The sequence below is a fragment of the Ignavibacteriales bacterium genome (assembly GCA_026390815.1).
In the GTDB taxonomy this organism is placed as follows: Bacteria; Bacteroidota; Ignavibacteria; order Ignavibacteriales; family SURF-24; genus JAPLFH01.
Genome location: JAPLFH010000016.1, coordinates 12,317 through 27,040, shown reverse-complemented (window position 1 = coordinate 27,040; position 14,724 = coordinate 12,317). Strand labels below are relative to the sequence as shown.

Here is a 14,724-nt window from a genome sequence, read left to right as displayed (position 1 = left end):
ATGAAAATTAATAAAATTGCTGTAATAGGCGCCGGTACAATGGGTATTGGGATTGTGCAAACAGTTGCTCACAAAAAAATTAAAACGTATTTATTTGATAGTGACTTATCAAAATTAGACAAAGTTCAATCAACCTTATCGAACAATATTGATAAACTTATTTCCAAGGGAATCCTTATTGTGGAAGATAAAATTGAGATATTAAAAAATATTGAATTAATATTTTCAATTGATCAACTGCCTAAGGAAATGGATTTAATTATTGAAGCTATAATTGAAAAAAAGGACGTGAAGTTGGCTTTATTCCAAACTTTAAATGAAATAATCGCTTCAAATTGTATTTTTGCAACAAATACTTCATCAATATCAATAACTGAGCTTTCATTATTTCGACCAGAAAAAACTATCGGAATGCATTTTATGAACCCAGTTCCTTTAATGCAGTTAGTGGAAATCATTCGAGGTTATTCAACTTCAGATGATACATTTGCTTCAATAAGTGATTTAGTGATAAAATTAGACAAAACTCCAATTCTTGTAAATGATTTTCCAGGATTTGTTTCTAATCGTTTGTTAATGATCATGATCAATGAAGCCATTTTTGCATTAATGGAAGGAGTGGCAAATAAAGAAGATATTGATAGTGTTATGAAATTAGGAATGAATCATCCAATGGGACCACTTAGACTTGCAGATTTCATTGGATTGGATGTTTGTTTAAATATTATGGAAGTATTATATGATGGATTTAAGGATTCCAAATATAGACCATGTCCATTATTACGAAAAATGGTTGCAGCCAATAAGTTAGGGAAAAAGAATGGTGAAGGTTTTTATCTTTACAAGTAGTTGTCCGATAATGTATATTATGTAAATTTATAATTATTAAATAATGAACCTTAATTTATCTTTTCTTAATTCTATTTGCACCTTTGAGACTGACGAACTTATCACTTCCCCATCGCAATGAAGATAACTTGGATCAGATAAATGTATCGTACATTTTTGAAATTGCAATAGTTTAACTTCTTTTAACAAATTATGTTTACCAGTAATGGCTTTTGATAATTTTTGCAAAATTTTTAACTTGGATAAAGAATCAATAATACATGCATCCAATTTTTCGTCATTTAATTTAGCGTAAGGATTTAGTTTAAAACCCCCTCCAGATGTCTTCCCATTACCAATAGCAACGAGAAGTTTTTTCCCAGTAATTCTCTTATCATCAAATGCCGCATCAATTTCAAAAGGTTTAAAACAAAATAATGCTTTAAGTACTGCTGACAAATAAAGTGGTAATCCTTTTAGGAAATGATTCTTTAATATTAATTGCGAAACTAGGGCATCGAAACCAATCCCACAACTATTTATAAAATGACTTGCAATAATTTGATCATTATGAAACTCCTTGTATTCAATCTTTCCAACATCTACAGTAAAAACATTCGTACTATTTATGATAGTATGAATATTATTTTCAAAATTATTCTTAATTCCCAGAGCTTTAGCAAAATCATTTCCAGAGCCATATGGAAGGATACCTAATTTAATATGACTATTACCATTAAGTCCATTTATAATCTCATTTAAAGTGCCATCACCACCAACAGATACAATGATATTGAAATTATCTGTAGTATTTGAAACATATTCGTGAGCCCTTCCTTTCTTATCAGTAATAAAAATTTCTGAATAGGCTGAGGAATTGTCTAAGTACGTCTTCAATTTAGGTAGAATCTTTTGAGTTCTCCCTCTTCCAGCAATAGGATTAACGATAAATAAAATTTTTCTTTTTGAATCCATTTCTACCTAAAATAACTATTAATTAAAAAATAAAGCTTCTACAAAAGATTTTGGATCAAAATTTTGTAAATCATTTATAGTTTCCCCAACACCAATATACTTAACGGGGATTTTTTGAATTGAACAAATTTGAAATATTACTCCACCTTTAGCAGTGCCATCTAACTTAGTTAAAATCAATCCACTAATTTCTGTTGCTTCATTAAAATATTTACTTTGAAGTAATGAATTTTGTCCAGTCGTTCCATCTAAAACGAGAAATGTTTCATTCGGTGCATAATCAAAAATCTTTTTCATTACTTTTTTTATTTTCTTCAATTCTTCCATAAGATTGTGCTTTGTATGTAGTCTACCAGCAGTATCTATTATTACAACATCAATATTTTTCTTTTTTGCCAGCTCCAGAGCTTCGTAAGCCACCGATGAAGGATCTGCCCCCGAAGCTTTTTGAATAATTTCTACATTTGCTCGATTTGCCCAAATTTCTAATTGTTCATTGGCTGCAGCTCGGAATGTATCAGCTGAAGCGATTAAAACATTCAAACCAGATTGTTTAAAATTATATGCTAATTTTCCAACAGTAGTTGTTTTACCAACTCCATTAACTCCAACAACCAGAATAATATAAGGTTTATATTTTTCTAATTCGAAATCAATTGAATATTTAGAATTGTTTTCTAAAATACCGATCATTTCGTTTTTAATAATTGAAATAATTTTAGTTTTACTACGATCGCTTTCGGTTTTTAATTTAGTTCTGGTATTGTCAATTATTTTCAATGTAGTGTCATAACCGACATCGCTGGTGAGAAGTATTTCTTCAATTTCATCCAATAACTCTTCATCTAATTTAGCTTTACCAGTTATAGTTTCAGTAATTCTATTTACAAGTTTTTCTCTTGTTCTTGAAAGACCTTCTTTTAATTTTTCAAAGTTTAGATTTTTAAACAGACCCATTTCGATTCCTTATTACTGATTCAATCGCTCTAATTGTGTAAGCAAAAAATGAAATGAAAACCAAACTGATACTTAAATAAAAAAGAATATCATATAATAGTAAAAAAGTAGATCTGGCGCCAAATAATGCTGATAGAATAAAAAAGCCAATCGAAAGTACCGTAATCTTTCCAAGCATATTCGATGGTAATACTTTTCCTATTTTTTGAGAAAGTAACAATCCTCCCAAAAGAATAAGTAAATCCCTTCCAATAACAATTATTAAATAATAAAGTGGGATTTCTTTAATAAAATAAAGTTGAATTAGCACAATACCAACAACTATTTTATCAGCGAATGGATCAATAATTTTTCCAAATTCTGTAATCTCATTATATTTTCTTGCAAGATATCCGTCAAGTAAATCTGTTAATGTAGCAAATAATACTAATCCGATTGTTAAATATCTAAAGGTTGCAGAATCATTTATTTTAAAAACTAAATAGTAAATAGGAATTCCAAGTAACAATCTAAAAATACTTAACATATTAGACTTAGTATAAATTTCCCGGTAATTAATTCTCATTTTACTACTGCAAATTTTCCTATTTTTATTTCACCTTCATTATTCTGATTATCAATAACTGCAACTCTATAAATATAAATACCGCTATCAATAATCTCACCAGATTCATTTATCAGATCCCAATTTATTCCGCCATCACCATTATTTTCATTAAGGGTTTTAATTTTCTTTCCATTAAGATTAAAAATTGTAATTGTTGCACTTTTAGTTAGGTTAGCAAAAGTTACATTCTGATTTTTAGAATATAATTTTACAGGATTCGGATAAACAAATATATTATTTAAATCTTTTGCATAAGAAGTTAATAATATATAACTACCCGATTCATTATTAATTTCAATTTTACCGGTGGAGGCTGAAGAAAACAAATTATTAATTTTCAATTTATATTCTTTACCAATTGAGCCAACTGGAAAATTTGAAGTAATAATAATTGATTTTAGATCTGACTTATCAGCTACTATTGACGTTACATCATTTGTAGGTTCAAATTTATAATTTTCAATTTTGCTTGAAGAACTCTCATCAACTTCCAGGTTAAAATTTATTTTAATTTTGTTGGAAGTAAGTAATTCAAACGACGTAATGTAAAACTCTTTTTCTTTTTCAATTGGCGATAATATAAAACTCAAAGTATCGGTTTGAATTGGTGAATCATAGAAATCTTTCAAACCTTTAATTACTAAATTGTTTGCACCAGTTAATGATTGACTGAATGAAACCAAATAGGAATTCTGAGTAGCTGGTGTAATCGAATTAGGAATCCCCTTCCCTACTATTTCAAAACTCATTAAATTTTCTATAGTAGGATTTATCCTGTCGCTAAACTTTACCACTACAGAGTTTTCGCTTTTACTTTCGGCAGATATAGCTCGTGCCGGAGTATGCACAAATACATTTATAGTTTTACTTTGATCTGAAAATTCCATTTTAATTGTATGATCAAACGCCACTATCCTATAAAAATAATTAGCATGGTTTAGAACTTTTCTATCAAAATAAGTAGTGGATGTAATAGAATCATATAAGTTAATATTCTGTTCATTAGTTCCTTTATAAATAAAATAAAGTGGAGATGAACCTTTCCAATTAATCTTTACTGTAAAACTATCCGGGCTGTAACCTGTTAACTCTATAGGTAAGTTCGGTTTTTCTGGAAGAGCAAATTCAAAAAATTTAATCCCAGCTGATGTTGGATATGCAATTTCTTTTACACCATCTGAATTTATATCTCCAATAAAAATAGAATTTGAATTTATATTTTCCATATAACTAATAATTTTATTTTCCCCGCCCTCTCTTTTAATAATGTATGAATATGGAAAAGCAAAAAGAATTAGTTCATTCTTCTTATCGTTATCAATATCTGCGAATCTTATTGAGCTTTCCGCACTTTGAAAACTCGATTTATATTCTGCAGAAGGATCAAGAAATATTTTTTCGTATAAAACATTAAATTTATTTCCAAGTGTATTAAATACAATAAGCAAATTGAAAGGAGCAATGCTGTAATTTTTAGATGATTGTAGCAATACTGCTATATCATTTTTTCCATCTCCATCATAATCTCCAGCTGTAATAAGAGAATTATTACTATTATAATCCGTGGGTATAACAACACCATCTGAATAATTATCTGGACCATTAATAACAAAACTAATTATGTCTCCATCCTGATCAACCGTCCAAATTTCATCTTTACCATCATTGTCACTGTCGGTTACAACTGCATTTGGATAAGTAAAGTTATTCCCAAATTCATTTAAAGGATCATTCTGGGAAAAATTATTTAGAGTATCTTCTAATGAAACTGCCAGATCATTCATCACTTGCCAAACTGCTAAAGTTTTGTCTTTCATAATCGATAAAATTTCTGTTTTACCATCTTTATCAATATCCCTTGCTAAAATGGGGAAAAAGAAACCGCTTGAATCTACCCATTTATTTTCTAACTTTGTTGAGCCGATGGCTTTTTGCTCATCCACATAACCAGTACGGTTAAGCGAGCTTAACAAGTCCCATTTTCCATCAAGATTAAAATCTCCAAATTCCTTTGGATATCTGTTTATTAACGAATCGATTTTAACCAATGAACCAAATTCATATTTATAAATCTTTGTTGGATATTTTGAATTACTTAATTCCTGTAAAATTATTTCTTTGTATCCACTGTTTGTAAAGTTAACTGGGTCCTTAAATATTAATCCCGGAGGTAATGAAAAAGTTTGCTCATACTCTGCTACCAAATTGAAATAGGAATCAGTTCTGACTTGATAAAATTTATCCCCATCTTTCAATAATGATTTTAACCCAGCTAAATTAATCGCCTCAAAATAAATTTCATAATCAGTTCCAGAAAGAATTATATCTTTGGGTATAAATCCGTAATGTTGTTTTTTAATGAATTGATTATTAGTACTAAATCCATCCAGGCTAATGAAGTTAAATTTACTTGAACCTTTGGTTCGATAATACATTCGAACAGTTGAAGGATCATCCGTTAAAACTTGTGCTAAGATAGTTGACTTTTCTCCATAGTAACTTGGCGAAACCGATATTAAAGAAATCTTCGGTGGAGTATGATCAACAATAAAATTGACCCGCTCCTCTGTTGTTCTTCCATTAGATAAGGAAACTATCAGTCTTAAGGTGTAAACCGTATCTTCTAATCCAGCCAGATTTAGTTTGTAAATTTCTCTATCAGTGAATTGAAATTTTTGATTACTTAAAAGTGAATTCCAATTTTGCGGATTATATCCAATTCCATAATCAAGATTATAATGCATAAAATATGGTGAAAGGATTGAAGCGGAAATTTTAAGAGTATCCTGATTTGTGGCAAAATCCTGAAGCGGATAATTAAATTTTATAATTGATGGGGCGAGAACTTTCAATGCATTAAAAAGATTTAATCTTCCAGCACCACTTCGCAAATCCCATCCTGTTGGAGCAATATCATCAGATGAGGATTTAAGAATTTGTTTTATTTCTTCAGAAGAAAAATTCTTTAATGATAAAATCAACCCAGCAGCCGCACTTACAAAAGGAGCCGCAGCAGAAGTTCCACCAACATTTTCATATTCATTGTTGCGGGCAGTTGTAAAAATTTCTGAGCCTGGTGCAATCAAATCAATTGTGGAACCAGTATTAGAAAATGAAGCAACATAATCTTCTTTTGTTGATGCACCAACACTTATTACTTCGGAATATGATGATGGATAATGAGGAAGATCTGATGTAGAATTTCCCGCACTGGCAACAAGAACAACATTTTGGCTGTTGGCGTATTTAATTACATCTTGAAGAACTAACGAAAACGAATCATCACCAAAACTCATATTTATAACTTTTACTTTCATTTTAACAGCGTAAAGAATTGCTGCAGCTACATCATCTTCTTCGCCATTGCCAGTCGGATCGAATGCACGAACATTTAATATTTTTATTTTTGGTGCGGTACCTGCAATACCAATATCGTTGTCTGTTTCCGCACTTATAATTCCGGCTATATTTGTTCCATGTCCGTATTCATCCTTAGGATTATTATCCCATTTTAAATAATCGCCTCCGGTCGAATCGAATGGAAAACCTTGCCTGTCTGTAAAATCCCAACCAATAACATCATCAATAAAACCGTTTCCATCATCATCAATCCCATTTAAATCACCCGCATCTAAAATTCCATTATGATTTAAGTCTTCCGCAGAGTTAATAAATATTTTTCTTTCCAAATCCGGATGGAGATAATCAATCCCAGTATCAATAACTCCAATAATTACAGAATCATTCCCCTGAGTTATATTCCATGCATCGAAGGCTTGAATCTTTTGCAAAGCCCACTGTAGGCTAAGGAATTTATCATTTGGAATCATATCAATCTTATAAGTATGAGCTCTCTGGATATATTCAATATCTGATGAGGCAAGCTGTAGATTTCTCAAATCGTCATCAGTTAAAGTTTTGTTAGATCTTACTTTTAGAATTTTAGATAAAACCTCAATTCCTTTCCCGGTTCCATTAGCCAAATAATTTATGGATATACCAGTACTCTTGTTCAATACATTATTGGACTTTAGTGTTAAATCTTTCTGTTCAATTACTTTCTGAATGTTAGAAGAAGACACACTTTCTTTATATTTAATAAAAAAAGTTGTTTGAGAAAAAGAAAGATAGTTTAAAAGAATAAAGTAAAAGAATAAAAATTTATTCTTCATAAACTTCCTTGGTAAATGTAGAATTAACTTCAGTAGGATAATTACCAGAGAAACATGCCGTACAAAAATGATGCGGCTCCTGATCAACCATTGCTTGAAGCATTTCATCTATCGTCAGATATTCCAAGCTATCAACCTCAAGATGTTCTTTAATTTTTTCAATATCGCTGTTCATTTTGTGCGCTATCAATTCTTCTTTTGATGGAAAATCCATTCCGTAATAACAAGGATTTATTATCGGTGGTGAAGTTATCCTGATATGAAGTTCTTTAGGATTTGCTTCTTTAATTAAATTAACAAGCTGCTTGGATGTGGTTCCGCGTACGATGGAATCATCAACTAAAACAATTGTTTTATTATGAAGTACACCTTTTACAACGTTAAATTTTATTCTAACTCCCATTTCTCTTTTCTGCTGTCCTGGTTGAATAAAAGTTCGTCCAATGTAATGACTTCTGATTAAACCAATTTCAAACTTTGCTTTTATTCCATCCTTTTCCAATTGGTTCTCGTATCCCATCGCAGCGGTATTAGAGCTATCAGGAACACTTATTACAATAACTTTCTCGCCATCTTTGTCTATTACAGGATGATTTTTGGCGAGCACTTTTCCCAATTTTCTTCTAATCTTATCAACACTATGACCAAATATTTTACTGTCCGGTCTTGAGAAATAAATATATTCAAAGACACAATGTTTGGTTGGAAAAGAACTCTGATGTATTTGAAAAGATTTAATCCTATGATTTTCTAAAACATTTCGGTCGATAACAATCATTTCACCTGGTTTTACATCTCTCACATATTCAGCATAATTAATATCAAAAGCGCATGTTTCTGATGCAAAAATATATGAACCGTTTAATCTTCCTAATGCAAGTGGTCTAAATCCATAAGGATCTCTGGCAACAATTAATTTGTCGTTTGTAAGTATAACAAGGCAATAAGCACCTTCAATTTTTTGAAGAGCTTCCAATACCTGATCGATTTGATTTTCTAATCTGCTGCGTGCAATCAAATGAAGAATTACTTCTGTATCGCTGGTTGTTTGAAAGATTGCACCATCATTTACCAATTGTTTCCTAAGTATGTGAGCATTGGTTAAATTTCCATTGTGTGCAACCGCCAAATGACCTAAACGATAATTTACCATAAACGGTTGAATGTTCTTCCTTGATTCCGAAGCTCCTGTAGTTGAATATCGATTATGACCAATAGCAGCAAAACCTGGCAGCTCTGTCTTCAAAATATTCTCATCATATATTTCAGAAACTAATCCTAAAGCTTTATGAATATTAAAAGTAGTTTTACCATTTTCTTTAAGATCAGCGGATACAATTCCAGAAGCTTCCTGTCCGCGATGCTGCAAGGCATGAAGTCCGTAGTAAGTTAACATTGAAGCATTCTCAGATCCAAAGACTCCAAAAATTCCACAATATGAATTTGGTTTATCTGGTATCAAGGCAAATCTCTTTCAGTTACAAGACAAAATTATGAAATATTAATAATAAAAAAGGCACATAAAATATGCACCTTTATAGTCGGAACGGTGGGATTTGAACCCACGACCACCTGAACCCCATTCAGGTACGCTACCGGGCTGCGCTACGTTCCGATTTTTACAGTCGCGATTGAATGATTAACAAAAACTTTTTTATTTCTTCTAAATCTTTTTCTAATGATGAATTTTTACCATTGCTTTTTTTTATTTTTTCAATGGAATTAGTTTCAGTAAATAATTGAGGTTCTTCAACTTCCTCTGGAATATTATCTAACAAAACTCTTTTTGCTCCCTCAATAGTATATTTCTGCTCGCGTAACAATTTCTTAATTTTTAATATTGCCTGAATATCTCTATTCGTATAAATCCTGTTACCGGCTCTGTTTTTTGAAGGTTTTATTTCTTCAAATTCAGTTTCCCAGTAACGCAAAATGTACTGCTCAAGATCAGTAAGGCGACTGACCTCACTTATCGAATAGTATAATCTTTTAATACTAAGATCTTTCATCAAAGCCATTTTTTACTCGAAGACAAAATAGTAAAAGGGTTTTCAAATATCAATAATTTGTAATTTCAATTAAATAACCTTCTCACCTTTTAAGTGATAATTTTTTTAATAAAAAGACGGCTGCCAAGTATCCTTGTTCTTTAAAGCCCGAAAGGTAGCCATTACAAGCTGAAGCAGTTATATAAACTTGTCTGAATTGCTCCCTTGTGGATAAATTAGAAAGATGAACTTCTACCTTTGGTAATTTGCATTCAGCCAATGCATCGCGGATTGCCACCGACGTGTGTGCATAACCACCAGGATTTATTATCACTCCATCAAAATAAGATTCTGCTGATTGAATTTTATTTATTAATTCTCCTTCAACATTGGATTGATAGAATTCGAAATATTCATCTGAGAATTCTTTTATCAACAATTTCTCAATGTCCTGTAAGGTAAAATTCCCGTATTGTTCATTATCTCTCTTACCAAGAAGATTTAAATTCGGTCCGTTTAAAACAAGAATTTTCATGCTTCCTCAGTCATTTCTTCAATCACTTCTCTCAAACGCGGATTAAGATAAATTTGATCTATTCCCAACTCCTTCAAAGCAGCGGACAATATCATCACCTTACGCTGAAGGTTTGCCATTTTATTAATTACAATTACTTTAGAATCTTTTAATAAACAATAACCGCCCTTAAAATCACCTTTTTCAAAACGTATAGAAGCGCCTAACTCGCCAGCTAACGATTTTAATTCATCAAGAATATCTTCGAACTCCTTTTCTTTTATCTTCATTTATTTTTCATTTTTAACGGTTTAAACAAAGCCAAAAATACTATACCAGCATATGAAAATATTTCTATCAAAGGAAAGCTGCTTAGAATGGCCAATCTTTTACTATATAAATTAAGAATTTCTTCAACCATAAAATTACCATATAAAACTTTTGTTGCAATCTTATAATCAATAGTCATCAAAAAGATTTCAAATGGGGCTGTTATTATAACAACTAACAAAATTATTAACAACCAACCTTCTCTTTTCAAATTTACTTTTGAGGTTAAGAGAAACAACACAAAAGAAATTAAAAAAATTGGGAATAAGATTAAAGTAAAAGTAACGGCTGTATTTAATGTAAATAATATTCCAGATAGATTATTTTGATTAACATAGGATTTTAAAATTAAATCTCTTGGCTCATACAACTGATAAGTTAAAAGTAATCTTAAGAAATATCCGCCGAACCAAAGGACTACAGATAAAACGCAAACGAATAAAAAGAATTTGGCAAGTTTAGAAAGATTTTCCATAAATTATTATTAAGTTTGTCTAAAAAATAAAAAAATTTTATGAATATTGCTTCGATAGATATAGGGACTAATACAGTTTTGCTTTTAATCGCTGAGGTAAATTTAAGCAATAAATTCCTTAAAACCATTTTAAATGAATATAGAATGCCGCGCATAGGAAAAGGTTTACAACCTGGATGTGAAATTCAATCAGAAAGAATTCAATCGCTATTTCAGGTACTTGAAGAATATTCAAAATTATAAAGCAATATGATTGTAAAGAAACTATTTTGGTTGGTACAAACGCATTAAGATTAGCATCGAATAGTACCTGGATAATTAACGAAATTGCAAAACGATGGAATTTTAATGTAAAAATAATTTCAGGAAATGAGGAGGCAAAACTATCTTACCTTGGTGCTACTTATGAGAGTAGTTCAGATTCAAACATTGTAATTGATATTGGCGGAGGAAGTACAGAATTAATTTATGGCAATAAAGATGGAATAAAGTTTAGTAAAAGTTTTTCCACTGGAGTTGTAAGGTTAACCGAAATGATTATTAAAAATGACACTCCTAAACCACATGAAGTTGAAAGAATGAAAATTGAGTCTTATAATACATTCAAAGAAATTGAAAATACATTTCCAATTGGTATAAATACAATTGCAGTTGCAGGTACTCCAACTTCCCTTTCGGGTATTAAACTTAATTTGCCTAAATATGATGAAACTATGATTGAAAATTCCATCCTTACCGATAATGATTTGAACAAGTTTATTAATTATTTTTCAAGTTGTTCCAGCAAGATGCTGCTAAGCGATCACCCGGAGTTTTTAGCAGGACGGGAAGATGTTATTTTGGCTGGAACAATTATCTTAGCTGAATTAATGAAATTGTTAAAAACTAAAAAGATTATTGTAAGCGCAAAAGGAATTAGGTATGGTTCAATAATTGAATACATGCAAAAGTGTGGCTAATTGCGTTTTGGATTTTAGAATCAAATCGTAATTACGATTTAATAAAATTTATGGAATTCTATTTTGAATTATAGTATCCCTCGGTTCTATGGAATCATCTGTATTCAGGTAATCCAGTGTGTAATGAAGCCCCCGGCTTTCTTTTCTTGTCTTTGCTGATTTTATAATTGTATGTGAACATGTAATCAGATTTCTTAATTCCAGAATATCTTCAAACACCTTGGTTTTTTTGTACATATCCTCAATTTCCATATAAAGATTATGCAGCCGGTGCTCAGCTCTGTCCAAGCGAAGATTTGATCTGACGATACCAACATAATCCCACATAACCTGTTTAACTTCTCTAAAACTATGACTTATCATTACTAATTCATCCCTGGAAAGCGTACCAGAATCATCCCAAGCTGGAATGGAAGGAATATCAATTTTATTTTTTTTAATGAAACTATTTATTACTTCAGCCGCACGAAAAGAAAACACAAGTGCTTCCAATAATGAGTTACTTGCCAAGCGGTTAGCACCATGAACTCCAGTCATCGACACTTCTCCACATGCGTACAATCCTGTTAAAGAAGTTCTACCATTTACATCAACTACAACGCCGCCACAAGCATAATGAGCAGCCGGCACAACTGGTATAAAATCCTTCGTTATATCAATTCCTTTTTCCAAACAGCTTTTATTGATGTGAGGAAAATGTTCAAGGATGTCATTTTTATTTTTATGTGTGATATCCAAATAAACAAAATCATCACCACGTTTTTTAAGTTCATTATCAATCGCTCTTGCAACAATATCACGTGGAGCTAATTCTTTCCTCGAATCATACTTTAGCATAAACTCGTTTCCATCTTTCGTTCGTAGTATTCCTCCAAAACCGCGCACGGCTTCCGAAACTAAAAAAGATGGTTTGAAAATATTTGAAAAATCAGATTGCGAGTAAAACGCTGTTGGGTGAAACTGAATAAATTCCATATTTCCAATTACAGCACCAGCACGGTAAGCCATTGCAAATCCATCTCCTGATGCAATTTTAGGATTAGTTGTGTGCAGGTAAACCTGTCCTAATCCACCAGTAGAAAGAATTGTTGCTTTAGAAATTATTGTAAGAACTTTATCATTCTTAATATCTAAAACATAAACCCCCCAGCAATGCCTGTTATTTATTGTTTCGTGCTTAAGTCCAAAAACATTATGCTCGGTTATTAAATCAATTGCAATATGATTTTCTAACAATGTGATATTATTTCTTTCGCTAACAGCATTTAGTAATGCACGCTCAACCTCTTTTCCAGTCAAGTCAGCAGCATGAACTATCCGATGTGTTGAATGACCACCTTCTTTTACTAAATCAAGTTCGCCATTTTTAATTGTAAAGTGCGTTCCGAGTACTATCAAATCCTTAATTCTGTCTGGACCTTCGTTAACCATAATTTCAACTGGTTCTTTCTTGCATAATCCAGCGCCGGCAATCAATGTATCTTTAATGTGATTTTCAAAAGTATCGTGCTGGCTCATTACGGATGCAATCCCACCTTGAGCAAGATTTGTATTGGATTCTGTGCTGTCTTTTTTAGTTACAATTATAATGGAAGCTTTGGATGAAATGTTTAAAGCTGCATACAACCCCGCAATTCCGCTTCCTATGATTAAAACATCAGCATCAACGTTCATTTTTATTTCCCTTCCAAAGTATCTTTTAATGCTTTTAAGTAAATATCAATATGTTCCTGTGTAGAAATAAGCGGTGGAAGAATTCTGATAACATTCTGATTGGTGCAATTTGCCAAAACATTTTTGCTTCGCATTTTCTTAACAACTTCTGCACAATCATTAAAAATTTCTACGCCAAGAATAAATCCTTTTCCTCTAACATCTTTTATTTTGTCGGGAAATTCTTTCTTCAAATCCAGCAATTTATTTTTGAAATATCCACCAAGATCAAAAACCGATTCCATTAATCCATTTTCAAAAACTTCTTCCAGAACAACTTTTCCTGCAGCACAGGAAACAGGATTACCACCAAATGTAGTTCCGTGTTTGCCAACTGTAAAAACATCTTTGTATTTGTTGGATGTTAAAAATGAACCAAGCGGAAGTCCGCCGCCAATTGCTTTTGCTACTATTATTATATCCGGATTGATGCTGTAATAATTATGTACAAATGGTTTACCACTTCTTCCAATTCCATCCTGAATAGCATCGGCAGTTAGGGTAAAGCCATATTTTTCTCTCAGCTCAACAACTTTTTCTAAAAACTCTTCAGATACTTCGTTTATTCCACCTTCACCTTGTATAAATTCAAAAATGATTGCTGCGGTATCGTTCCCAACTTTGGATTGAAGATCTTGAACATCATTAAAATTTATGTGATAAATATTTGGAACGAGCGGCTCAAATCCTTTTTTATATTTTTCTCTTGCAGTCAACGTCATAGCACCGTATGTTCTTCCATGAAAAGAATTGGTAAGCGAAAATATTTTTTTATCTGGTCCTTCTTTTAAACGAATTAATTTTATAACTCCTTCTACTGCTTCAGTTCCGCTGTTGGTTAAAAATGCTTTATCCATCTTTGAGTACTTCAATAGCTTTTCTGTAAATTCTATTTGAATATCTGTTATATAATTATTGGAAAGATGACCAAACTTTGTAATTTGTTCTGAAACTGCTTTAACAATTTTTGGATGAGCATAACCAAGTGCATTAACAGCTAATCCAGTAAAAAAATCAAGGTACTTGCTCCCTTTCTTATCAAAAAGGAAAACGCCCTCACCGCTACTAATCTCGATTGGTATTCGGTTGTAAGTTGGAAGAAATAATTCTTTTTCTCTGGCAAAGATTGATTCCATATGATCTTAAATCCTCAATTTATAATAATGAAGTAATACAAAAAGTATATTGTTAAGATAAAGATTAGCT

The 14,724-nt window shown here is 31.5% G+C and carries 13 protein-coding genes and 1 tRNA gene; 2 read left to right on the top strand and 12 right to left on the bottom strand.

What is annotated here, in order from left to right; all coding sequences use genetic code 11:
- Positions 1-849 carry a 3-hydroxyacyl-CoA dehydrogenase NAD-binding domain-containing protein gene (locus NTX22_06735; protein MCX6150200.1) on the top strand — a complete coding sequence of 283 codons (849 nt, stop codon included), beginning with the start codon at positions 1-3 and terminating at the stop codon, positions 847-849.
- A gap of 36 nt (positions 850-885) precedes the next feature.
- Here NTX22_06735 and NTX22_06730 read toward each other — a convergent pair whose 3' ends face one another.
- From NTX22_06730 to NTX22_06685, 10 genes are all read right to left on the bottom strand, one after another.
- Positions 886-1,803 carry a diacylglycerol kinase family lipid kinase gene (locus NTX22_06730; protein ID MCX6150199.1) on the bottom strand — a complete coding sequence of 306 codons (918 nt, stop codon included), beginning with the start codon at positions 1,801-1,803 and terminating at the stop codon, positions 886-888.
- Between the two features lie 18 nt (positions 1,804-1,821).
- Complete coding sequence (gene ftsY / locus NTX22_06725) at positions 1,822-2,760, bottom strand: signal recognition particle-docking protein FtsY (GenBank protein ID MCX6150198.1); 939 nt, start codon at positions 2,758-2,760, stop codon at positions 1,822-1,824.
- The gene (locus NTX22_06720; protein ID MCX6150197.1) at positions 2,747-3,325 is read right to left on the bottom strand and encodes a CDP-alcohol phosphatidyltransferase family protein; all 579 of its coding nucleotides are present in this window, start codon (positions 3,323-3,325) and stop codon (positions 2,747-2,749) included. Before NTX22_06720 ends, ftsY begins: the two co-directional genes overlap by 14 nt.
- Positions 3,322-7,539: a S8 family serine peptidase gene (locus NTX22_06715; GenBank protein MCX6150196.1), complete on the bottom strand. Its 4,218-nt coding sequence runs from the start codon at positions 7,537-7,539 to the stop codon at positions 3,322-3,324. The genes NTX22_06720 and NTX22_06715 overlap by 4 nt, the downstream gene beginning before the upstream one ends.
- The gene (purF, locus tag NTX22_06710; protein ID MCX6150195.1) at positions 7,529-9,001 is read right to left on the bottom strand and encodes an amidophosphoribosyltransferase; all 1,473 of its coding nucleotides are present in this window, start codon (positions 8,999-9,001) and stop codon (positions 7,529-7,531) included. Before purF ends, NTX22_06715 begins: the two co-directional genes overlap by 11 nt.
- Before the next feature lie 79 nt (positions 9,002-9,080).
- Positions 9,081-9,154: transfer RNA gene (locus NTX22_06705), tRNA-Pro, on the bottom strand.
- A gap of 4 nt (positions 9,155-9,158) precedes the next feature.
- Positions 9,159-9,557: a MerR family transcriptional regulator gene (locus NTX22_06700; GenBank protein ID MCX6150194.1), complete on the bottom strand. Its 399-nt coding sequence runs from the start codon at positions 9,555-9,557 to the stop codon at positions 9,159-9,161.
- Between the two features lie 73 nt (positions 9,558-9,630).
- Entirely contained in the window at positions 9,631-10,062 is a 432-nt protein-coding gene (locus NTX22_06695) for a 3-dehydroquinate dehydratase (protein ID MCX6150193.1), read from the bottom strand.
- Positions 10,059-10,331, bottom strand: a complete 273-nt coding sequence (locus tag NTX22_06690; protein MCX6150192.1) for a hypothetical protein — start codon at positions 10,329-10,331, stop codon at positions 10,059-10,061. Before NTX22_06690 ends, NTX22_06695 begins: the two co-directional genes overlap by 4 nt.
- Positions 10,328-10,846, bottom strand: a complete 519-nt coding sequence (locus NTX22_06685; GenBank protein MCX6150191.1) for a hypothetical protein — start codon at positions 10,844-10,846, stop codon at positions 10,328-10,330. Before NTX22_06685 ends, NTX22_06690 begins: the two co-directional genes overlap by 4 nt.
- Positions 10,847-11,085: 239 nt before the next feature.
- Between NTX22_06685 and NTX22_06680 the strand changes: the two genes are divergently transcribed.
- The gene (locus tag NTX22_06680) at positions 11,086-11,805 is read left to right on the top strand and encodes a hypothetical protein (GenBank protein MCX6150190.1); all 720 of its coding nucleotides are present in this window, start codon (positions 11,086-11,088) and stop codon (positions 11,803-11,805) included.
- 48 nt (positions 11,806-11,853) lie between these two features.
- On the opposite strand, the gene nadB is transcribed toward NTX22_06680, so the two are convergent.
- Positions 11,854-13,479 carry an L-aspartate oxidase gene (nadB, locus tag NTX22_06675; protein ID MCX6150189.1) on the bottom strand — a complete coding sequence of 542 codons (1,626 nt, stop codon included), beginning with the start codon at positions 13,477-13,479 and terminating at the stop codon, positions 11,854-11,856.
- Between the two features lie 2 nt (positions 13,480-13,481).
- The gene (locus NTX22_06670) at positions 13,482-14,654 is read right to left on the bottom strand and encodes an acetylornithine/succinylornithine family transaminase (GenBank protein ID MCX6150188.1); all 1,173 of its coding nucleotides are present in this window, start codon (positions 14,652-14,654) and stop codon (positions 13,482-13,484) included.
- Positions 14,655-14,724 lie beyond the last annotated feature (70 nt).

Coding starts and splice junctions, on each gene's coding strand:
- NTX22_06735 (MCX6150200.1), top strand. CDS start 1: ATGAAAATTAATAAAATTGCTGTAATAGGCGCCGGTACAATGGGTATT.
- NTX22_06730 (MCX6150199.1), bottom strand. CDS start 1,803: ATGGATTCAAAAAGAAAAATTTTATTTATCGTTAATCCTATTGCTGGA.
- ftsY (MCX6150198.1), bottom strand. CDS start 2,760: ATGGGTCTGTTTAAAAATCTAAACTTTGAAAAATTAAAAGAAGGTCTT.
- NTX22_06720 (MCX6150197.1), bottom strand. CDS start 3,325: ATGAGAATTAATTACCGGGAAATTTATACTAAGTCTAATATGTTAAGT.
- NTX22_06715 (MCX6150196.1), bottom strand. CDS start 7,539: ATGAAGAATAAATTTTTATTCTTTTACTTTATTCTTTTAAACTATCTT.
- NTX22_06700 (MCX6150194.1), bottom strand. CDS start 9,557: ATGGCTTTGATGAAAGATCTTAGTATTAAAAGATTATACTATTCGATA.
- NTX22_06695 (MCX6150193.1), bottom strand. CDS start 10,062: ATGAAAATTCTTGTTTTAAACGGACCGAATTTAAATCTTCTTGGTAAG.
- NTX22_06690 (MCX6150192.1), bottom strand. CDS start 10,331: ATGAAGATAAAAGAAAAGGAGTTCGAAGATATTCTTGATGAATTAAAA.
- NTX22_06685 (MCX6150191.1), bottom strand. CDS start 10,846: ATGGAAAATCTTTCTAAACTTGCCAAATTCTTTTTATTCGTTTGCGTT.
- nadB (MCX6150189.1), bottom strand. CDS start 13,479: ATGAACGTTGATGCTGATGTTTTAATCATAGGAAGCGGAATTGCGGGG.
- NTX22_06670 (MCX6150188.1), bottom strand. CDS start 14,654: ATGGAATCAATCTTTGCCAGAGAAAAAGAATTATTTCTTCCAACTTAC.